The organism is Micromonospora sp. WMMA2032 (assembly GCF_002688545.1).
GTDB lineage: Bacteria > Actinomycetota > Actinomycetes > Mycobacteriales > Micromonosporaceae > Micromonospora > Micromonospora sediminicola.
In genome coordinates this window covers 2900940-2922568 of record NZ_CP024052.1, presented here as the reverse complement: position 1 = coordinate 2922568, position 21629 = coordinate 2900940, and the positions used below count along the sequence as shown (strand labels likewise).

The window sequence follows — 21629 nt, the reverse complement described above, 5'->3', positions numbered from 1 at the left end:
TGGCGCGCCCACCGGCCGTTAGGCTGAACGGTGATGGCATACCTGGATCACGCGGCGACGACCCCGATGCTCGACGAGGCACTCGAGGCGTACGTCGCCACCGCCCGCGAGGTGGGCAACGCGTCGTCGCTGCACGCGGCGGGCCGCCGCGCCCGACGGCGGGTGGAGGAGTCCCGGGAGCGGGTGGCCGCCGCGCTCGGCGCCCGCCCCTCCGAGGTGATCTTCACCGGCGGCGGCACGGAGAGCGACAACCTCGCCGTGAAGGGCATCTTCTGGGCCCGGCGGGCCGACCGGGCCGAGCGGGTCCGGGTGGTCTCCAGCGCGGTCGAGCACCACGCCGTGCTCGACGCGGTCGACTGGCTGGTCGCGCACGAGGGCGCGCAGGTCGGTTGGCTGCCGGTGGACGCGGCCGGGCGGCTCGACCCGGAGCGGCTCGGGGCCGAGCTGGCCGAGCACGGCGACCGCGTGGCGGTGGTCACGGCGATGTGGGCGAACAACGAGGTGGGCACCGTCCAGCCGGTGGCCGAGCTGGCCGCGGTCGCCGCCGCTCGCGGCGTGCCGTTCCACACCGACGCGATCCAGGCGGTCGGGCAGGTCCCGGTCGACTTCGCCGCGAGCGGCGTGTCCGCGCTCACCGTGACCGGGCACAAGCTGGGCGGTCCGGCCGGCGTCGGCGCGCTGCTGCTGGCCCGCGACGTCGCCGCCACCCCGCTGCTGCACGGCGGCGGCCAGGAGCGCGACGTGCGCTCCGGCACCCTGGACACGGCCGGCATCGTCGCGTTCGCGGTCGCCGTCGAGGCCGCGGTCAAGAACCAGCAGGAGTACGCGGCCCGGATCGCCGCGCTTCGCGACGAGCTGGTCGAGCGGGTCCGCCGGGCGGTCCCCGAGGTGGTCTTCAACGGCGACCCGGCCGACCGGCTCCCCGGCAACGCGCACTTCTCCTTCCCCGGCTGCGAGGGCGACGCGTTGCTGCTGCTCCTCGACGCCCAGGGCATCGCCTGCTCGACCGGGTCGGCCTGCTCGGCCGGCGTGGCCCAGCCCTCGCACGTGCTGCTGGCCATGGGCGCCGACGACGACCGGGCCCGGTCCTCGCTGCGGTTCACGCTGGGGCACACCAGCACCGGCGCCGACGTCGACGCGCTGATCGCCGCGCTGCCGGCCGCCGTGGAGCGGGCCCGCCGCGCGGCCGCCCTCCGTACGCCCCGCTGACCCGGATACCCTCGGTGAGGACGAGGGGAGTGGGCTGGTGAGGGTTCTGGCGGCGATGTCGGGCGGAGTGGACTCCGCCGTGGCGGCGGCGCGGGCGGTGGAGGCCGGGCACGACGTGACCGGGGTGCACCTGGCGCTGGCCCGCAACCCGCAGACCTACCGCACCGGCGCGCGGGGGTGCTGCACGCTGGAGGACTCCCGGGACGCCCGGCGGGCCGCCGACGTGCTGGGCATTCCGTTCTACGTGTGGGACATGGCGGACCGGTTCCACGACGACGTGGTCGACGACTTCGTCGCCGAGTACGCGGCCGGCCGTACCCCGAACCCGTGTCTGCGCTGCAACGAGAAGATCAAGTTCGCCGCGGTGCTGGACCGGGCCGTGGCCCTGGGCTTCGACGCCGTGGTCACCGGCCACCACGCCCGGCTGGGCCCGGACGGACTGCTGCGGCGCAGCGTCGACGCGGCCAAGGACCAGTCGTACGTCCTCGCGGTGCTGACCCGCGCGCAGCTCGACCGGTCGATCTTCCCGCTGGGCGACTCGACCAAGGCCGAGGTCCGCGCGGAGGCGGCCCGGCGCGGCCTCGCCGTCGCCGACAAGCCGGACTCGCACGACATCTGCTTCATCGCCGACGGTGACACCCGCGGCTTCCTGGCCGAGCGGCTGGGCGAGGCCCCCGGTCAGGTCGTGGACGCGCTCACCGGCGCGGTGGTGGGCAGCCACAGCGGCGCCTACCAGTACACCGTCGGACAGCGGCGCGGGCTGCACCTGGACCGGCCGGCGCCGGACGGCCGGCCGCGCTACGTGCTCTCCATCACCCCGACGACCAACACGGTGACCGTCGGCCCGGCCGAGGCGCTGGAGGTCTCCTCGGTGCGTGCCCTGCGGCCGGTCTGGACCGGCGGGCCGCGCCCGGACGGGCCGATCGAGTGTGAGGTGCAGTTGCGGGCGCACGGCGACGTGGTCCCGGCCGCCGTCTCGGTGGACGCCGACGGCCTGCGCGCGTCGCTGCGTCGCCCGGTCCGCGGGGTCGCCGCCGGTCAGGCCATCGTGGCCTACCGGCCGGACCCGGCCGGCGACGTGGTCCTCGGCTCCGCCACCATCACCGCCTGACCGCGGTCCCTGGTCGGCGGTCCCCGGCGGCGGGTCCCTGGCCGCGTGGGTCCTGGCCGCCGGACCCTGGCCGCGTGGACCCGGCCGCGACGGGCCGGGCCAGCCGGGGGCGGGGAGCGCGCCCCCGGAACTGGCCGTCGAGGTTGACGCCCGCCGCCGTGCCGGTCTGCTCCGCCCAGGTCGCCCAGGTCGCCCAGGTCGCCCAGGTCGCCCAGGTCGCTCCGGCAGGCCGTCGGCGTGCCCGACGGTTGCCTTTCGAGCTGATAGCGCAGACGACTCAACCGCCGCGCGGGCCCGCTGAGTCGTTCCCGATATCAGCTCGAAAGCGTGCTCCGAGCGACCATCCACCGCCGGTCCCGCGCGAACGGGGGCGGGCAGTGCCCGCGTCGATGTGTGGGGACGGTGCGTCCACGGGCGGCGTGACCGGTGCGGGCTGCCAGGTCGTGCCGTCGTGCCGTCGTGGCGGGCGAGGGGGCGTCGGCCCCGGGCCCGCGTCCCCCCGCGCCCGGCCGGAGGCAGCGGATAGGCTGCGGCGGTGACTGAGCAGGCGTGGCCCTGGCCCACCGGCGCGGCGACCGGGATCGGGTCGCTGCCCGGCACCGACATCGCCGAGGCGCAGCGGATCGTGCTCGGTGAGCTGCCGGCACTGCCGCACCTGCCGGAGCTGCCCGCCCGGGGCCCCGGCGCGGACCTGCTCGGGCGCACCGCCGGCCTGCTGGTCGAGCTTCCGGTCGAGCTGTACGCGGCCCGCTGGCGGATCGCCCCGCGCCCCGGCCGCGACCTGCGCCGGGCCCGGGACCTGATGGAACGCGACCTCGACCAGCTCGCCGAGCAGGCCGAGGAGTACGCCGGTCCGGTCAAGGTCCAGGCCGCCGGCCCGTTCACCCTGGCCGCCGCGCTGGAGCTGCCGATCGGTGGCCGGCTGCTGCGCGACCCCGGCGCGGTACGCGACCTCGCCGGCTCGCTGGGCGAGGGGCTGCGGGGGCACGTCGCGGCGGTGGCCCGGCGGCTGCCCCGCGCCTCGGTGCTGCTCCAGCTCGACGAGCCGTCCCTGCCGGCGGTGCTGGCCGGCCGCGTGCCCACCGAGAGCGGGCTCGGCACCCACCGTCCGGTGGAGGGCGAGGTGGCCCGGGCGCTGCTGGGTGGCGTGATCGAGGCGGCCGGGGCGCCCACGCTGGTGCACTGCTGCGCGCCGGACGTGCCGCTGGAGCTGATCCGCTCCGCCGGGGCGGTCGGCGTCGCCCTCGACCTGTCGCTGCTCACCGACCTGGACCCGCTCGGCGAGGCGATCGACGCCGGGCTCGGGCTGCTGGCCGGCGCCGCGCCGACGCTGCCGCCGGCCGGTGGGCGGGCACCCACGTCCGCCGAGGTGGCCGCCCGGGTCCGCCGGGTCTGGGACCAGCTCGGCTTCCCCCGTCGCCGGCTCGCCGAGCAGGTGGTGGTCACCCCGGCGTGCGGCCTGGCCGGCGCCAGCCCGGCGTACGCCCGCGCGGTGCTGGCCGCCTGCCGGGACGCCGGGCGGCGGCTCGCCGAGGAGTGACGTTTCCCGTCGTACCCCGGGGGCAGGATGACCGGCATGATCGGACGACTGCGTTCCACGGTGATCGACTGCCCTGACCCGCGTGCGTTGGCCGGCTTCTACGCCGAGCTGCTCGGCCTGCCGGTGATCGAGGAGAGTTCCGAGGGTGACGACTGGGTGGTGCTCGGCGGCCCGCCCGGGCACCAGCCCCGCCTCGCCTTCCAGAAGGCGCTCGACCTGCGCGCCCCGGCGTGGCCCGACCCGGAGCGTCCGCAGCAGTTCCACCTGGACGTGACCGTGGACGACATCGAGGCGGCCGAGAAGGCGGCGCTGGCACTCGGAGCGCGGCGGCTGCGCGGCGAGGGTGACGGCTGGCGGGTCTACGCCGATCCGGCCGGCCACCCGTTCTGCCTCTGCTGGGACTGACCGGCCCGGGTTTGCGCGGCCGGGGCATGATCGCCACCGTGACCGCCTCCACCCCCCGCCGCGCCGCCGGGTCGCTCTTCGGCCTGGCCTACGGCGACGCCCTGGGCAAGCCGACCGAGTTCCTCACCGTCACCGAGATCGTCCGGCGCTACGGCCCGGCCGGTCCGCGCGAGCTGGAGGGTGATCCGGCGCTGGTCACCGACGACACCCAGATGGCGCTGGCGGTCGCCTGGGCGGTGCACGACGCGCCGGCCCTCACCGCGGAGGCGGTGGAGCCGCTGCTGCGGCAGCGCTTCCTCGACTGGGCGGCCAGCCCGGAGAACAACCGCGCCCCCGGCATGACGTGCCTGCGGGCCTGTGCCGAGCTGGCCCGGGGCACCCGCTGGCAGGAGGCCACCGTGGCCGGCTCGAAGGGCTGCGGGGCGAACATGCGGGTCACCCCGCTCGGGCTGCTCGACGTCGATCTCGACACCCTCGCCGGGCTGGCGCAGCTCCAGGCCGGCCTCACCCACGGCCACCCGACCGCCCTGGCGGCCAGCGAGCTGACCGCGTACGCGGTCCGGCTGCTGCGCGACGGCGCGGCGCTGCCCGAGCTGCCCGGCCTGCTCACCGACCGGGCCCACGAGCAGCGCACGGTCTACCGGGACGACTGGCTCGGCGACCTGTGGCAGCGGCCGGGGGAGCGCAGCGCGGCCGAGTTCGCGGCCCGGGGCTGGGACGACTGCCTGCGGGTGCTCGGCCGGTTGGAGGCGGCGCTGGCCCGCCCCGACGACGGCGGCGACCCGTGCCGGCTCACCGGCGAGGGGTGGATCGCCGAGGAGGCGCTGGCCACCGCGCTGCTCTGCGCGCTGCGGCACCCCGACGACCCGGTCGGCGCGCTGGCCCGGGGCGCCACCACCGCCGGCGACTCGGACTCCATCGCCGCGCTGGCCGGCGCCTTCGTCGGGGCCGCGCACGGGATGGCGGCCTGGCCGGCCGGGTGGGCCGACCGGATCGAATACGCCGACCAGCTCGGCGCGCTCGCCGACGCGCTCGACTGAGCGGCCGTCGTCCCCCGGCTCAGGCGGCCAGGTGGGGGAGCCGGCGGACGCCGCGCCAGAGATCGGGGTCGCAGGTGCCGGCGCGGTCGGCGAACGCGGCCAGCGGCACCGGGATCGGCTCGCTGACGTCGAGGAAGCTGTCGTGGTCCGCGCCCGGGTCCCAGCTGCGGGTCGGGATCGGCAGGTGGTCGTCCCGGTCCGACTTGTCCTGGCTGGTGATCTTCAGGACGTCGGCGTCCCGGCCGTCGACCCGCAGCACCAGGCAGGGGCGCACCTTCGAACCGGTCCCGTCCGCGTAGGGCACGTCGGCCCACCAGATCTCGCCGGGCCGGGGCCGGTCTCCGGCCGGCGCGCCGCCGTCGCGCGGCCTCGGCGGCGCGCCGGTCCGGCCGCCCCGGGGACCCCGCTCGGGCCGCCCGGCGCCCGGGCGACGTCGGTCGGCCGACCGGGTACGCGGGCCGGTCCCGGTGGACCGGCGGCGCCACTCGCTCCACAGCCAGCCGGCGGCCACGCAGACCACGATCACCAGTGCCCAGATCAGTCCGTCGCGCATCCGTACCCCCCTTCCGTCCGTTCCGGCCCAGCGCCGCCGCCGCGATCGTCGCACGGCCGGGGCCGGCCCGCCCGGTGGCGCGACGCGCGCCGGGCCCGCGCCGGGTCGCCTGGTCAGCGCGGGTGGCCGGACGGTTGTCACCCCCGACCGCTACGGTGCGGGGGTAGCACGAGCACGGGAGGTCGACAGCGTGTCCGAACACGGCGGCGTGTCCGAAGAAGCGGTTCCCTCGGCGGTCGACGCCGCCCAGGAGGCGGCGGCGGGCGCCGAGCCGACCCCGGAGGCCCGGGAGCGGCACGCCCTGCTGAGCCAGGAGCTCACCGAGCACCAGTACCGCTACTACGTGCTGGACGCGCCGACCGTCACCGACGCGGAGTTCGACAGGCAGCTGCGCGAGCTGGAGGCGCTGGAGGCCGAATACCCGGCGCTGCGCACCCCCGACTCGCCCACCCAGCGGGTCGGTGGCACCTTCTCCACCGACTTCACCCCGGTCACCCACGCCGAACGGATGCTCTCGCTCGACAACGCCTTCGCCGACGAGGAGCTGGCCGCCTGGGCCGAGCGGGTCGAGCGCGACGCCGGCGGCCCGGTGCCCTACCTGTGCGAGCTGAAGGTCGACGGGCTGGCCATCAACCTGACCTACGAGAAGGGCCGGCTGGTGCGCGCCGCCACCCGGGGCGACGGGCGCACCGGCGAGGACGTCACCGCCAACGTGCGCAGCATCAAGGGTGTGCCGGCCCGGCTGACCCCGTCCGACGACTTCCCCGACGTGCCGGAGCTGATCGAGGTGCGCGGCGAGATCTACTTCCCGGTGGCCGCGTTCGCCGATCTCAACGCGAGCCTGGTCGAGCAGGGCAAGGCCCCGTTCGCCAACCCGCGCAACGCCGCCGCCGGCAGCCTCCGGCAGAAGGACCCGCGGGTCACCGCCTCCCGCCCGCTGCGCCTGGTGGTGCACGGCATCGGCGCGCGCACCGGGTTCCGGCCGGCCGCGCAGTCCGAGTCGTACGTCGCGCTCAGGGCTTGGGGCCTGCCCACCAGCGACCGCTGGAAGGTGGTGGACGACCTGGCCGGGGTGGCGGACTACATCGCCTACTACGGCAAGCACCGGCACGACGTCGAGCACGAGATCGACGGCGTCGTGGTCAAGGTCGACCCGGTCTCCATCCAGGGCCGCCTCGGCTCGACCAGCCGCGCCCCCCGCTGGGCGATCGCCTTCAAGTATCCGCCGGAGGAGGTCAACACCAAGCTCCTCGACATCGACGTCAACGTCGGGCGCACCGGCCGGGTGACACCGTTCGCCGTCCTCGAACCGGTCCGGGTGGCCGGCTCCACGGTCGCGCTGGCGACCCTGCACAACGCCCGCGAGGTCGAGCGCAAGGGCGTGCTCATCGGCGACACGGTGGTGCTGCGCAAGGCCGGCGACGTGATCCCCGAGGTGCTCGGCCCGGTGGTCGAGCTGCGGCCGCCCGACGCCCGCCCGTTCGTCATGCCGACCACCTGCCCGGCCTGCGGCACGCCGCTCGCACCGGCCAAGGAGAGCGACGTCGACATCCGCTGCCCCAACGCCCGTGGCTGCCCCGGGCAGATCCGGGAACGGGTCTTCTACCTGGCCAGCCGCAAGGTGTTCGACATCGAGGCGCTGGGTGAGAAGGGTGCGGCGGCGCTGCTGGACGCGCAGATCATCACCAACGAGGGCGATCTCTTCCACCTCGACGCCGACCAGCTGCGCCACTCGCCGTTCTTCGTCAACAAGGACGGCAGCCTGGGCAGCAACGCGGTCAAGCTGCTCGACAACCTGGCCGAGGCCAAGGAACGCGACCTGTGGCGGGTGCTGGTGGCGCTCTCCATCCGGCACGTCGGCCCGACCGCGGCGCAGGCGCTGGCCCGGCACTTCCGGTCGATCGACGCCATCGAGGCCGCGAGCGAGGAGGAGCTGTCCTCGGTGGACGGCGTCGGCCCGACCATCGCCGCCAGCCTGAAGGAGTGGTTCGCCGTCGACTGGCACCGCGACGTGGTCCGCAAGTGGGCCGAGGCGGGCGTTCGGATGGCCGAGGAGGGCGGCGACGAGGGGCCGCGACCGCTGGACGGGATCACCGTGGTGGTCACCGGCACGCTGGCCGGGTTCAGCCGCGACCAGGCCGCCGAGGCGATCCAGAGCCGGGGCGGCAAGGTGAGCGGGTCGGTCTCCAAGAAGACCGGTTTCGTGGTGGTCGGCGACAACCCCGGGTCCAAGGCCGACAAGGCGGCCACCCTGAAGCTGCCGATCCTCGACGAGGACGGGTTCCGGGTGCTGCTGGAGTCCGGCCCCGACGCGGCCCACGCGGTGGCCCGGGTGGAGGACTGACCCGGCCCTGACGACGGCTGCGCCGTATACCAACTTAATTACGACTACGACCGATTCGTGACTGTCGTGTCGGGGAAATCGACCCGGAGGGCGTTTCATTGGCGTACGGCGCGTGACCGCGCGTGCCGATGCCGCTTCCGGGAGGTGCGATGGAGAACGGCGACCCGCGCAACTCCGTCCCGCCCGGGCGGACCGGGCCGTTCTTCGGCTTCGTCGCCGGCGTCGGCGTGCTCGCCCTGCTCGTCTCGGTCGGGCCGCTCGTCTCGCTCCCCGACCGGCTGACCGAGCTGCCGGCCGCATTCTGGACCATGGCGGCGCTCGCCGTCGCCTGCGACGCCCGACCGTTCGTCCCGCCCGGCCGGCGGCAGACCTCGGCGGTCTTCCCGTCGACCTGCTTCACCTTCGCCATCCTGCTCGGCTGGGGGCTCGGCCCGGCCGTCGCGGTGCAGGCCGTCGCGGTGGCCGTCTCCGGCTGGCGCCTCGGCTACGCCCCCTGGCGCACCGCCTTCAACGCCGCCCAGTACGCCTGCGCGCTCGCCGCCGCGTACGCCGTCACCCGGCTCGGCCCGGGTGAGCTGTTCGGCGGCGGCCGGCTGCACTGGACCGACGTGGCGGCGGTGGGTGGCGCCACGGTGGCCTGGTTCGTGGTCAACTACGGCCTGGTCACCACCGCCATCCGGCTGCGCTTCGGCGACCGGTGGTGGCCCAGCGTCCGGCACGGGCTGGCCTACGAGCTGCTCTCCACCGGCTCGCTGCTGCTGCTCGCGCCGGTGCTGGTGGCCGCCGCCCGGGCCAGCGCGGCGCTGATCCCGCTGGTGCTGGTCCCGCTGTTCGCGGTCTACCGGATGGCCCGGCTCTCCGCCGAGCGGGAACAGCTCGCCGACGTGGACCCGCTCACCGGGTTGCCCAACCGCAAGGCGCTGCTCACCGAGGTGGCCGAGCAGGTGCACCTGCACGCCGAACGGGCCGCCCGTGGCGAGCCGGCCGCCCACCTGGCCCTGCTGCTGCTCGACCTCGACCGGTTCAAGCACGTCAACGACGCGCTCGGGCACGCGGTCGGCGACCGACTGCTGGTCGAGGTGAGCGCCCGCCTGATCGACGTGGTCGGCGAACGGGACCTGGTGGCGCGGCTCGGCGGGGACGAGTTCGCCATCGTCGTACCCCGGCTGGCCGGCCTCGACGAGGCCCGCGAGCGGGCCGACCGGGTGGTCGCCGCGCTCGCCGAGCCGGTGCCGCTGGACGGGCTGCCGTTGGACGTGGGCGGCTCCATCGGCGTCGCGCTCTTCCCCGACCACGGCGAGGACTTCGCCACCCTGATGCGGCACGCCGACGTCGCGATGTACGACGCCAAGCACCGCAACGACACCGTCGCGGTCTACGCGCCGGAGTCCGACCACAACTCGGCGGAACGGTTGAGTCTCCTGGCCGACCTGCGTCGGGTGTTGGAGTCGCCGCCGGCCGGGGAGTCGGTCGGCGTACGCGGGGGTGACGGTGCGGCGCTGGCGCCGGACCTGCCCGCCGCGCCGGCGCACGACGGGCCGGCGGACGACGGGCGGCCGGCCTCCGACGCGCGGCCGGGCCGGGACGACGGCCGCGGTGGGGTCCGGCCGGACGGCGGTCCGGCCCGGTGGCGGCTGCGGCGCCGCCGGGAACGCGTCGAGGTGCGGCCCGGCGACGACCTGATCGAGCAGATCCTCACCGGCGCCGACCCGATCCGCCGCCGTGGCGCCCGCGCCGGCGCGCCCGTCGGCCCGGCGGCCTGGTCCGGCGGTGACGCCGTGCCGGCCGGTACCGCGGCCGAGGTTCCGCCGTCCGCCCACGCGCTCACGGCCACGGACACGGCACCCGTCGCCCGGGCCGCCCACGCCACCGAGGTTGCCGAGGCCGTCGTGACGTCCGGCGCCGCGCCGGGCGAGCCCGACGGCGGTCCCGTCGCCTCCCACCGACCGGCGGCGCGGGAGGCGGACGACCCGGGTGAGATCACCATGTACTACCAGCCGCAGATCGCCATCGCGACCGGCGAGGTGGTCGGCGTCGAGGCGCTGCTGCGGTGGCGGCACCCGCGCCGCGGGATGGTCGATCCGGGTGAGCTGATCCAGGTCGCCGAGCAGAGCGCGGTCATGCGGCTGCTCACCCGCCGGGTGGTGGACGACGTGGTGGAGCAGCTCGCCAAGTGGTCCGCGGCCGGGCTCACGCTGCGCGCCGCGCTCAACGTCAGCGTCCGGGACCTGCACACCGGCGAGATCGCCGACCAGATCGCCGACCGGCTGGCCCGCTACGGCGTGCCGCCGGAGCGACTCCAGGTGGAGATCACCGAGGGCGCGTTGATGGCCGACCCCCGGCGGGTGCTGGCCAGCATCACCCAGTTGCACCGGATCGGGGTCGGCATCGCCTTGGACGACTTCGGCACCGGCTACTCCTCGTTGCAGCATCTGCGCCGGCTGCCGCTGTCCGAGGTGAAGGTGGACCGGTCGTTCGTGCTGGGGATGGCCGACGACCCGGACGACGCCGCGATCGTCCGCTCGATGATCGAGCTGGCCGGCGCGCTCGGGCTGCGGGTGGTGGCCGAGGGCGTGGAGGACGAGCGCACCTGGCGGCTGCTGCACGCCGCCGGTTGTGACGTGGCGCAGGGCTGGTTCCACGCCCGGCCGATGCCGGCGGAGGAACTGGCCGCCTGGCTGTCGCGGTACCGCCCGGTGCGTCCGGCGGTCGCCGAGGCGGGCGGCCGGGGCGGCCCGGAGGGGGAGTCGAAGGCGTCGTCGTGACCGCGGGACAATAGACTCGCTCCGGTCACCGCGCGTCATCGCTCAGCCGTCGCGCGCGGCCGGCACACGCAGACGTCTCAGGACAGCCACGAAGGGGGCACCCGATGGCCGCCATCTCCCGCGAGGAGGTCGCGCACCTCGCGCGACTGTCGCGGCTCGCCGTCACCGAGGAGGAGTTGGACACCTTCGCCGGTCAGCTGGACGTGATCCTCCAGTCGGTCGCGCAGGTCGGCGAGGTCGCCGCGGCGGACATCCCGCCGACGTCCCACTCGGTGCCGCTGACCAACGTGCTCCGCGAGGACGTGGTGACCCCGAGCCTGACCCCGCAGGAGGTGCTGTCGGGCGCGCCCGACGCCGAGGAGCAGCGGTTCCGCGTCCCGCGGATCCTGGACGAGGATGTGGCATCGTGACCGACCTGACCAAGCTCAGCGCCGCCGACCTCGCCGGTCTGGTGGCGACCGGCGAGACCTCCGCGGTCGAGGTCACCCGGGCCCACCTGGACCGGATCGGCGCCGTCGACGACCGGGTGCACGCCTTCCTGCACGTCGACACCGAGGGGGCGCTGGCCGCCGCGCGGGCCGTGGACGAGTGTCGCGCCGCCGGCGAGGAGCTGGGCCCGCTGGCCGGCGTGCCGGTCGCGGTGAAGGACGTGCTCACCACCAAGGGCGTGCCCACCACGGTCGGGTCGAAGATCCTGGAGGGCTGGCGTCCGCCGTACGACTCGACGATCGTCGAGCGGCTGCGCGCCGCCGGCACGGTGATGCTCGGCAAGACCAACATGGACGAGTTCGCCATGGGCTCCTCCACCGAATACTCCGCGTACGGCCCGACCCGCAACCCGTGGGACCTGGAGCGGATCCCCGGCGGCTCCGGCGGCGGCAGCGCCGCGGCGCTGGCCGCGTACGAGGCGCCGCTGTCGATCGGCTCGGACACCGGCGGTTCGATCCGCCAGCCCGGCGCGGTCACCGGCACCGTCGGCGCCAAGCCCACCTACGGCGGCACCTCCCGGTACGGCCTGGTCGCGTTCTCCTCGTCGCTGGACACGCCCGGCCCGTGCGCGCGCAACGTGCTCGACGCCGCGCTGCTGCACCAGGTGATCGGCGGTCACGACCCGCGCGACTCCACCTCGATCCCGGCCCCGGTGCCGGACGTGGTGGGCGCGGCCCGGTTGGGCGCGAGCGGTGACCTGACCGGCGTGCGGCTCGGTGTGGTCACCGAGTTCACCGGCGAGGGCGCCGAGCCGGGCGTGATGGCCGCGTTCCGCGAGTCGGTGGAGGCCCTGGCCAAGCTGGGCGCGGAGATCGTGGAGATCTCCTGCCCGCACTTCAGGTACGCGCTGCCGGCCTACTACCTGATCGCGCCGAGCGAGTGCTCCTCCAACCTGGCCCGGTTCGACGGCGTCCGGTTCGGCCTGCGGGTCGGCGACGACGGCAACCGGTCGCTGGAGGAGGTCATGTCGCTGACCCGGGAGGCCGGCTTCGGCCCGGAGGTCAAGCGCCGCATCATGATCGGCACGTACGCCCTCTCCTCGGGCTACTACGACGCCTACTACGGCCAGGCGCAGAAGGTCCGCACCCTGATCACCCGCGACTTCACCGCCGCGTTCGAGCAGGTGGACGCGCTGATCTCGCCGACCACGCCGTTCGTGGCGTTCCCGATCGGGGCGCGCACCTCCGACCCCTACCAGATGTACCTGGCCGACCTGTTCACCATTCCGACGAACCTGTACGGCGGCCCGGCGATCTCGGTCCCGTGCGGTCTGTCCGACGGGCTCCCGGTCGGTCTGCAGATCATGGCCCCGACCATGGCCGACGACCGGATGTACCGGGTCGCCGCCGCGCTGGAGTCCACGGTCGGCACGTTCACCCCACCGGCACTGTGAGGCAGGAGCAGATGACGACGACACTGCCCGCGTACGACGAGGTCGTGGCGCGCTGGGAACCGGTGATCGGCCTGGAGACCCACGTCGAGCTGGGCACGAACACCAAGATGTGGTGCGGCTGCCCGACCGACTTCGGCGGCGAGCCGAACACCCGGGTCTGCCCGGTCTGCCTGGGCCTGCCCGGTTCGCTGCCGGTGGCCAACAAGGCCGCCATCGAGGCGACGATCCGGATCGGTCTGGCGCTCAACTGCTCGATCGCCGAGTGGTGCCGGTTCGCCCGGAAGAACTACTTCTACCCGGACATGCCGAAGAACTTCCAGATCAGCCAGTACGACGAGCCGCTCTGCTTCGACGGCTACCTGGACGTCGAGGTCAACGGCGAGCTGGTGCGCATCGGCATCGAGCGGGTGCACCTGGAGGAGGACACCGGCAAGACGCTGCACGTCGGCGGCGCCACCGGCCGGATCCACGGCGCCACCGAGTCGCTCGTCGACTACAACCGGGCCGGCATCCCGCTGGTCGAGATCGTCACCAAGCCGATCCCGGGCACCGGCGCGCTCGCGCCGGAGGTCGCCCGCGCGTACGTCGCCGAGCTGCGCGACGTGATCCGCTCCCTGGGCGTCTCCGACGTCCGGATGGAGGAGGGCTCGCTGCGCTGCGACGTCAACACCTCGCTGAACCTGCCGGGCGAGGAGTGGGGCACCCGCACCGAGACCAAGAACGTCAACTCGCTGCGCTCGGTCGAGCGGGCGGTGCGCTCGGAGATGCTGCGCCAGGCGTCCGTGCTGGACGCGGGGGGCCGGATCACCCAGGAGACCCGGCACTTCCACGAGGACACCGGCGACACCACCCCGGGCCGGTCCAAGGAGACCGCCACCGACTACCGGTACTTCCCGGAGCCGGACCTGGTGCCGCTCGCGCCGGACACCGCCTGGGTGGCCGAGCTGAAGGCCGCCCTGCCGGAGCTGCCGCGGCTGCGCCGCAAGCGGATCCAGCAGGACTGGGGCCTGTCGGACCTGGACATGCAGTCGGTGGTGAACGCGGGCGCGGTCGAGCTGATCGAGGCGACCGTGGCCGCCGGCGCCACCCCGGCCGCCGCCCGCAAGTGGTGGCTGGGTGAGCTGTCCCGCCGGGCCAACGAGACCGGCGTGGAGCTGGCCGACGTCGGGGCCACCCCGGCGCAGGTCGCCGAGCTGCAGGGCCTGGTGGACGCGGGCAAGCTCAACGACAAGCTGGCCCGTACGGTGCTGGAGGGCGTGGTGGCCGGCGAGGGTTCGCCGACCGAGATCATGACCAACCGCAACCTGGAGGTCGTCTCGGACACCGGCGCGCTCACCGCCGCCGTGGACGAGGCGATCGCGGCCAACCCCGACGTCGCCGACAAGATCCGCAGCGGCAAGGTCGCGGCGGCCGGCGCGCTGGTCGGCGCGGTCATGAAGACCACCCGCGGCCAGGCGGACGCGAAGACCGTCCGCGAGCTGATCCTGGAGCGCCTCGGCGCCGCCTGACGTGCAAGGAAGGGCCCCTTCTTAACGCCTGGTGCATAAGAAGGGGCCCTTCCTAACGCCTCACCCCCACACCACAGTGGGCGTCAACGGCGACGCCCGGATGGAGTCACCGTGAACCAGCACGACCTCGACGTCCTCGACGAGATCCAGCGCCGGGTGCTCTGGCTCGCCACCCGCATCGTCGATGCCGCCAACCACGACCGGGACACCGGCGACGGGGTGAAGGTCGGCGGCCACCAGGCGTCCAGCGCCTCGCTGGTCACCGCGATGACCGCGCTCTGGTTCGAGCACCTGGACGCCGAGGACCGGGTCGCGGTGAAGCCGCACGCCTCGCCGGTGTTCCACGCCATCCAGTACCTGCTCGGCAACCTCGACCGGTCCTACCTGCCGAAGCTGCGGGCGCGCGGCGGCCTCCAGTCGTACCCGTCGCGGACCAAGGACCCGGACGCTGTGGACTTCTCCACCGGTTCCGTCGGCCTGGGCGCCGCCGCGCCGCTGTTCGCCGCCGTCACCCGCCGCTACGTCGACGCGCACTTCGGCGCGCGGCCGCACTCCCGGTTCGTCGCCATCATCGGCGACGCCGAGCTGGACGAGGGCAACATCTGGGAGGCGGTCGCCGACCCGGCCACCACCGGCCTGGGCAACGTGATGTGGCTCGTCGACTTCAACCGCCAGTCGCTGGACCGGGTCGTCCCCGGCATCCGGATCAACCAGTGGCGGGGCCAGTTCGAGGCCGCCGGCTGGCACGTCGTGGAGGTCAAGTACGGCCGCAAGCTGGCCGAGGCGTACGCCCGGCCGGGCGGGGCGGCGCTGCGTGACTGGATCGACCGGATGCCGAACGAGCAGTACCAGTCGCTGTTCGGGCTGGCCGGGCCGGCCCTGCGCAAGCAGTTCCTGGACGGCGCGCCGGCCGAGGTGGCCGCGTTCGTCGCCGAGATCGGCGACGACGAGCTGGGCCCGCTCGTCACCGACCTGGGCGGGCACGACGCGCAGGCGATGCTCGACGCGTACGCCCAGTGCGACGCGGTCACCGACCGGCCCAGCGTGGTGTTCGCGTACACGGTCAAGGGCTGGGGCCTGCCGATCGCCGGCAACCCGCGCAACCACTCGGCGCTGCTGAGCACCGAGCAGGTGGACGCGTTGCGCGCCGCGCAGGGCCTGACCCGGGAGACCGAGTGGGACCGCCTCGACCCGGCGTCCCCGGCCGGTATCCGGGCCGGCGAGCGCCGGGAGGCGCTGTCCCGCCCGCCGCGCGAGCGGGCGCTGGGCGTCACCGTCCCGGAGACCACCCGGGTACGCGCGAACAAGCCCGTCTCCACCCAGGAGGTCTTCGGCCGGGTGCTGGTCGACCTGGCCCGCGATCCGCAGGTGGCGCCCTACCTGGTGACCACCGCGCCGGACGTGGCCACCTCGACCAACCTGGCCGGGTTCATCAACAAGACCGGCGTCTTCGCCCCCACCGAGCAGCGTTCCTGGACCGAGGACCGGATGCTGCGCTGGACGGAGAGCCCGGCCGGGCAGCACATCGAGCTGGGCATCTCGGAGATGAACCTGTTCCTGCTGCTGGGCCAGCTCGGCCTGTCGTGGGACCTGTCCGGCCAGCCGCTGTTGCCGGTGGGCACGGTCTACGACCCGTTCGTGCTGCGCGGGCTCGACGCGTTCCTCTACGGCACCTACTCGGGCTCCCGGTTCGTGGTGGCCGGCACCCCGTCCGGCATCACGCTGGCGCCCGAGGGCGGCGCCCACCAGTCCACCATCACCGCCTCGGTCGGGCTGGAGCTGCCCGGCGTGACGTTCCTGGAGCCCGCGTACGCGGGCAGCCTCGACTGGCTGCTCTGCGACGCGCTCGGGCAGATCGCCGGCGGGGCCGCACCGGCCACCACCGCCGCGCCGGCCGAGGACGGGGCGTACTACTTCCGGCTCAGCACCCGGCCGGTCGACCAGGCGCCGTTCGAGGCGGCCCGGGCCCGGCTCGGCGAGGCGGTGCTGCGCCGGCAGGTGGTGGCCGGTGCCTACCGGCTCGTCGACGCGCACCAGGCGTACCCCGATCTGGCGGACGCCCCGGTGGTGCAGCTCGCCGCCTCCGGCGCGGTGCTGCCGGAGGTCCTGGCCGCCGCCGCGGAGCTGGCGGAGGAGGGCGTCGCCGCGCACGTGGTCGACGTGACCAGCCTGGACCGGCTCTACCGGGCGTGGCAGCGGACGCTGCGCCAGGGCGTGCGGACCGCCACCGTGCCGAGCGTGCCCGGCGCACTGCGGTCGGCGTTCGTGGACCGGGTGCCGGTGGTCACCGTGCACGACGCCGCCTCGCACGCGATGGCCTGGCTCGGCTCGGCGGTCGGGGCCCCGGCGGTGCCGCTCGGGGTGGACGAGTTCGGCCAGTCCGGCAGCGTCCGTGACCTGTACGAGCTGCACGACCTGCTGCCGGGCAGCATCGTCAACGCCGCGCTCGCCGCGCTCGCGCTGCGCTGACCGGTCAGCCGGTGGTGGTCGGGCTCGGGGAGGTGGCGCTCGACGAGGGCGACGGTGACTCCGACGGGCCGCGGGTGGGGGTCGGGGTGACCGGCACCTGGTCGCCCTTGGCCGGGTCCCGGATGACGTGTCGCTCCAGGTTGACCTGGGACTGCCCGGTGCCGCCGACGGTGATCTCGTCGTAGGCCTGGAGCAGCTTCTGCTGGTCGAAGTAGAGCACCGTCATGGTCAGCGGGGTGGGCTTCTCGCCCTCCAACCCGCGCAGCCCGGCCCCGCCGGTCGAGCCCTCCACCATCAACGTGGTCGGCTGCTTGCCCGGCGCCTGCGGCAGCTTCGACACCTGCCGGGAGTGGGTGTGCCCGGACAACACCAACGGCGCGAGGCCGGAGAGCGGCCCGGCCGACGCCGGGTCGTGCACCAGCGCGACATCCACCTTCCGTGGCGACTTCTCGACCGTGGTCGCGAGCTGCTCGCCGGCGCCGATCACCTGGTCGGCGACGGCCGAGGTGAGGCCACTGCCGGCCGGTGAGGTCTCCTTGTCCGGGGTGAACCGGGGGTCGCCGATCCCGGCGATGGTCAGCCCGCCGACCGTCGTGACGGAGTTGTTCAGCACGATCGCGTTCGGCTGCTGGGCCACGGCCGCGGCCGTGCGGGGCGAGTCGTGGTTGCCGCGGATGAACACGTACGGCTTCTTGAGCAGGCCGATCGAGCCGACGAAGGAGGCCTCCGGCTCGCTGCCCCAGTCGGTGATGTCGCCGGTGTCGATCACGACGTCGATGCCGAACTGCTCGACCACGGTGCGGATCAACTGCCAGCCGGTCGGGTTCAGGTGCATGTCCGACACGTGCAGCACCCGGGTGGTGCCCGGGGACGGCTGCACCACCGGCAGCGCGGAGACCGTGGTGTAGAGCTTGCTGACGTTGCCGACCAGCCGCTGCAACTGCTCCGCGTACTTGGTGTAGTCGTTGGCGATCCGCCGCGCGTCACCGACGATCGCGGGCGCGTTGACCAGCAGGCCCTCGTACCGGGGCTCCTCGATCGCCTGCGGCCGCAGGGTGGCGGCGCCGAGGCCGAGGCTGCCGGCGGTGACCACCAGCGCCAGGCCGCCGGCCCAGGCGGTACGCCGGACGTCCCGGAACACGAGCGCGGCCAGGAGCAGGGTGGCCAGCACCGTCGAGGCGAGCGTCTTCAACCCGAGCCGCATCACGCCCGCGCGGACGTCCTCCACCGCCGACTGGCTGGCCCGGCTGATGCTGGCCGGGTCGTCGATCAGCGCCTCGGTGCGGCCCTGGTCCAGCGCGCCCACCTCGACGGTCAGGTAGGCCGGCCCGTCGTGACTGTCCAGCAGCAGCGCGCCCAGCGGCGGGATGTCGACGGTGGTGCCGCCGGTCAGCGACGGGCTGAGCTTCAGCTCGGCGCGGAACGGGCCGATGTCGGTGCCGACGTGGCCGCCCGCGTACGTGCCCACCACGATGCCGCCGAGAGTGACCGCGAGCAGCGCGAGCACCACGCCCACCCGGCGCAGCCGGTGGCCGGGCCGCCACGCCGTCCAGCGGCGGGCAGGCGCGGTCTGCGGGGGCGTCGTGTCCCCGGCGCGGTGCTGTTCGTTCTCGTGGTCGTCCATGCTGAGATTCTGACCTGCCCCTTGAGCGATCTTGGTAAACCCGGCCGAAGCCGGTCAGCTCCGCCCGGCCCCGCCGTCGGCGAAGACCAGGCGCAGGATCCGGTCGTCCTCCGCGGCGGGCCTGCCCCGGCCGTCCCGGTTGGAGGTGCTCACCCAGATCGAGCCGTCCGGCGCCACGGCGGCGGCCCGCAGCCGGCCGTACTTCCCGGTGAGCAGCTCACGCGGCTGGCCCAGCACGGTGCCGTTGCCGGCCAGCTCGACCAGCCACAGCCGCTGGCCGCGCAGGCAGGCGGTGACCAGCAGCCGCTCGACCGCGGCCAGCCCGGAGCAGGACGCGTCGGCGGTGCGCCACTGCACGATCGGGTTCACGTAGCGCTTGTCGTCGCCCCGCCCCTCGACCTGCGGCCAGCCGTAGTTGCCGCCCTGGTTGATCTGGTTGATCTCGTCCCAGGTGTTCTGGCCGAACTCCACCGCGTACATCCGCTTGTTCGGCGTCCAGGCGAAGCCCTGCACGTTGCGGTGCCCCGTCGACCAGACCGGGGATCCGGCGGTCGGGTTGCCGGGGGCCGGCTTGCCGTCCGGGGTGATCCGCAGGATCTTGCCGCCGAGGCTCTTCGGGTCCTGCGCGTTCTCGGTGCGCCCGGCGTCGCCGGTGCTCGCGTAGAGGTAGCCGTCCGGGCCGAAGCCCAATCCGCCGCCGTCGTGGTTGCCGGCCTTGGGGATGCCGGTGAGGATCGGGGTCGGCGGCTGGCCGAGCCGCAGCTTCGCGATCCGGTTGTCGTCCTGCGCGGTGTAGTAGACGAAGACGGTGCGGTCCCGCGCGTAGCCCGGGGAGACGGCGATGCCGAGCAGGCCGCCCTCACCGCCGGACGCCACGCCCGGCACGGTCTGCACCGGCCGCACGGTGAGCCCGTCCGGCCCGGACTCCGGCCCGACCTGGAGGATCCGCCCGCTGTCCCGTTCGGTGACCAGGGCCGCACCGTCGGGCAGGAACGCGATGGCCCACGGCACCTCCAGCCCCTTGGCCAGCACCGTGGCCACCACCTGCTGGCCGGCCCCACCGGGACTGGCCGTGGCCGAGGGCGTCGGCAGGTTGGGCGGCTCGCCGGCCGGGTCCGGCTCGGGCTCGCCGAGGGCACAGCCGGCGGTGCCCAGCAGCAACGCCGCGCACGAGGCCGCCAGCGCCGTCCGGAGGCGGCGGATGCGGGGGTACGTCAGACGCGGGCTCACCCGGCCCAGCCTAGCCGGGCGGGTCGGGGAACCCGGCGTGTCGAGCGCGGACGCGACGGTGTCCGGTCAGCCGGCCCGCAGCGCGAGCAGGGCGACGTCGTCCTCGCGGCGGTGCGCGGCGGCGAGCAGCCGGTCGCAGAGGAGGCTGAGCGGCACCCCGGACCCGGCCGCGGCGAGGTGGGCCAGCAGTTCCGCCTGCCCCTCGTCGATCGGCTGGTCGCGGCGCTCGATCAGCCCGTCGGTGTGCAGCAGCAGCGTGTCGCCCGGCGCGAGGGTGAGAGCCCGCCCGGTGCGCCGGGGCGGGCGGGCCAGGCCGAGCAGCGGACCCCGTCCCTCGGCCACCGACACCGTGCCATCGGCGCGGATCAGCAGTGGTGGCGGGTGGCCGGCGTTGCACCAGCAGACCCGCAGCCCGTCGCCGTGCGGGCGGACCCGGGCCAGCACCGCGGTGGCGACCGTGGGCACCCGCAGCCCGCCGATGGCCCGGTCGAGGTTGGCCACCAGCTCCTCCACCGGGTCGTCCCGCCCGTACGCGTTGCCCCGGACCAGGTTGCGCAGCTGGCCCATGGAGGCCGCCGCCTCGATGTCGTGCCCGGCGACGTCGCCGATCGCGGCCACCAGCTCGCCGTCGGGCTGGACGAACGCGTCGTACCAGTCGCCGCCGACCTCGACCCGGTCGGCGGCCGGCAGGTAGCGGGCGGCCAGCTCGATCCCCGGCACCGCCGGCAGCGTGGGCAGCATGCTGTGCTGGAGCACCTCGGCGACGTGCCGCTGCTCGCCGTAGAGCCGGCTGTTGCCGACGGCCTGGCCGGCCCGTACGCCGATGTCCTGGGCGGTGCGCAGGTCGCTCGCGTCGAAGCCGCGCCGGCCGGGGCGGTTGACGAGCGTGACCGCGCCGATCACCCGGTCGCCGGCCGCGGTGATCGGCACGGTCAGGTGGGAGCTGATGCCGAGCCGCTCGGCCAGCGTCACCAGCTCCGGACGGGTGGTGCCGCGCGCCACGTCGTCGAGGCCGGCGACGCCGCGCATCACCGGCCGGCCGCTGCGCAGCACCGACCGGATCAGCGATTCCGGGCCGAGCCCGGTGGTCAGCAGCGCGGTGAAGCGGGCGAGGTCGGCGTCGCGCTCCGGGTCGCGGTGCACCCCGGAGACGGTGCGCGGCCGGCCGGCCGGGTCGACCAGGGTGATCAGGCACCAGTCGCCGAGCAGCGGCACCATGGCGTGCGCGAGCCGGTCGACGGCGGTGGACACGTCGAGGGTGCCGCCGAGCATCTCGCTCATCCCGGCCAGCATGGCGAGCCGGTCGTGTGCCTCCTCGGCGCGGCGGCGGGCCTCGTCGGCGCTGCGGACGGCGATCCGCAGCCGCAGCTCCGAGGAGCAGGCGGCGGCCAGGTCGCCGAGCGTCCGCAACTGCTCCTTGGTCCAGGCCCGGGGCTTGCTGTCGATCGCGCAGAGCGAGCCGAGCACCCGCCCGTCCAGGTCGGTCAGCGGCATGCCCGCGTACGCCACCACGCCCAGGTCCTCGATGGCGAGGTTCAGCCGTACCCGGGGGTAGAGGCGGGCGTCGGGCAGCACCATCGGCACCTCGATGTCGACGACGTGCTGGCAGAACGAGTGGCTGAGCGGGGTCTCCCGGCGGGCCGCCCAGGGCTCGGGCAGCCCGGTCGCGCCCGGGAAGAACTGGCGCTCCGCGTCGACCAGGGAGACCAGCGCGACGGGTACGTCGAGCAGGTCACCGACCAGTCGGGCGAAGCGGTCGAACGCCTCGTCCGGCACGGAGTCGAGGCGGGTCTCGTCGAGGGAGCGCAGCCGCTCGGGGTCGGTCAGCGCCGGAATCGGCGCGGCCGTCCGTCCGGGGCCGTCCTCGCTCATCGTCACCCGCTCCCCTTACCCCGGGCACCGGCCGGCGTCCCGCCCTCGATTAAACCCTGTCGCACGTGTGTCCGACC

The 21629-nt window shown here is 74.8% G+C and carries 15 protein-coding genes; 11 read left to right on the top strand and 4 right to left on the bottom strand.

Annotation, left to right across the window (positions count from 1 at the left end; genetic code table 11):
- Positions 1-33: 33 nt before the first annotated feature.
- The 5 genes from CO540_RS12880 to CO540_RS12860 all read left to right on the top strand — a co-directional run bounded on the left by CO540_RS12880 (position 34) and on the right by CO540_RS12860 (position 5305).
- Positions 34-1209, top strand: coding sequence for a cysteine desulfurase family protein (locus CO540_RS12880; RefSeq protein ID WP_091580688.1), 1176 nt, complete (start codon positions 34-36; stop codon positions 1207-1209).
- 37 nt (positions 1210-1246) lie between these two features.
- Positions 1247-2320, top strand: a complete 1074-nt coding sequence (mnmA, locus tag CO540_RS12875; RefSeq protein WP_216642363.1) for a tRNA 2-thiouridine(34) synthase MnmA — start codon at positions 1247-1249, stop codon at positions 2318-2320.
- 535 nt (positions 2321-2855) lie between these two features.
- On the top strand, positions 2856-3860 hold the full coding sequence (locus CO540_RS12870) for a methionine synthase (protein WP_099162213.1): 1005 nt from the start codon (positions 2856-2858) through the stop codon (positions 3858-3860).
- A gap of 36 nt (positions 3861-3896) precedes the next feature.
- The gene (locus CO540_RS12865) at positions 3897-4265 is read left to right on the top strand and encodes a VOC family protein (protein WP_172967842.1); all 369 of its coding nucleotides are present in this window, start codon (positions 3897-3899) and stop codon (positions 4263-4265) included.
- Between the two features lie 26 nt (positions 4266-4291).
- Positions 4292-5305 (top strand): ADP-ribosylglycohydrolase family protein, encoded by a 1014-nt coding sequence (locus CO540_RS12860; RefSeq protein ID WP_099162212.1) that lies wholly within the window; start codon positions 4292-4294, stop codon positions 5303-5305.
- A 19-nt stretch (positions 5306-5324) separates the two neighbouring features.
- On the opposite strand, the gene CO540_RS12855 is transcribed toward CO540_RS12860, so the two are convergent.
- Positions 5325-5858, bottom strand: coding sequence for a type II toxin-antitoxin system PemK/MazF family toxin (locus CO540_RS12855; protein WP_099162211.1), 534 nt, complete (start codon positions 5856-5858; stop codon positions 5325-5327).
- 190 nt (positions 5859-6048) lie between these two features.
- On the opposite strand from CO540_RS12855, the gene ligA reads away from it, so the two are divergent.
- The 6 genes from ligA (at position 6049) to CO540_RS12825 (ending at position 16826) form a co-directional block, all read left to right on the top strand.
- Positions 6049-8202, top strand: coding sequence for an NAD-dependent DNA ligase LigA (gene ligA, locus CO540_RS12850; protein ID WP_099162210.1), 2154 nt, complete (start codon positions 6049-6051; stop codon positions 8200-8202).
- A 149-nt stretch (positions 8203-8351) separates the two neighbouring features.
- Complete coding sequence (locus tag CO540_RS12845; protein WP_099162209.1) at positions 8352-10967, top strand: EAL domain-containing protein; 2616 nt, start codon at positions 8352-8354, stop codon at positions 10965-10967.
- A 104-nt stretch (positions 10968-11071) separates the two neighbouring features.
- A complete protein-coding gene (gatC, locus tag CO540_RS12840; protein WP_091580658.1) occupies positions 11072-11377 on the top strand; it encodes an Asp-tRNA(Asn)/Glu-tRNA(Gln) amidotransferase subunit GatC in 306 nt (101 codons plus the stop codon).
- On the top strand, positions 11374-12849 hold the full coding sequence (gene gatA, locus CO540_RS12835) for an Asp-tRNA(Asn)/Glu-tRNA(Gln) amidotransferase subunit GatA (protein ID WP_099162208.1): 1476 nt from the start codon (positions 11374-11376) through the stop codon (positions 12847-12849). The genes gatC and gatA overlap by 4 nt, the downstream gene beginning before the upstream one ends.
- Before the next feature lie 11 nt (positions 12850-12860).
- A complete protein-coding gene (gene gatB / locus CO540_RS12830; protein ID WP_091580649.1) occupies positions 12861-14357 on the top strand; it encodes an Asp-tRNA(Asn)/Glu-tRNA(Gln) amidotransferase subunit GatB in 1497 nt (498 codons plus the stop codon).
- Between the two features lie 111 nt (positions 14358-14468).
- The gene (locus CO540_RS12825) at positions 14469-16826 is read left to right on the top strand and encodes a pyruvate dehydrogenase (protein WP_099162207.1); all 2358 of its coding nucleotides are present in this window, start codon (positions 14469-14471) and stop codon (positions 16824-16826) included.
- A gap of 4 nt (positions 16827-16830) precedes the next feature.
- Here the strand turns inward: CO540_RS12825 and CO540_RS12820 are convergent, their stop codons facing one another.
- The 3 genes from CO540_RS12820 to CO540_RS12810 form a co-directional block, all read right to left on the bottom strand.
- Positions 16831-18450, bottom strand: a complete 1620-nt coding sequence (locus tag CO540_RS12820) for a metallophosphoesterase (protein WP_099162206.1) — start codon at positions 18448-18450, stop codon at positions 16831-16833.
- Positions 18451-18504: 54 nt separating this feature from the next.
- Positions 18505-19680, bottom strand: coding sequence for a sorbosone dehydrogenase family protein (locus CO540_RS12815; RefSeq protein ID WP_091580636.1), 1176 nt, complete (start codon positions 19678-19680; stop codon positions 18505-18507).
- A gap of 66 nt (positions 19681-19746) precedes the next feature.
- Positions 19747-21552 (bottom strand): SpoIIE family protein phosphatase, encoded by a 1806-nt coding sequence (locus CO540_RS12810; protein WP_099164736.1) that lies wholly within the window; start codon positions 21550-21552, stop codon positions 19747-19749.
- Between the last annotated feature and the right edge of the window lie 77 nt (positions 21553-21629).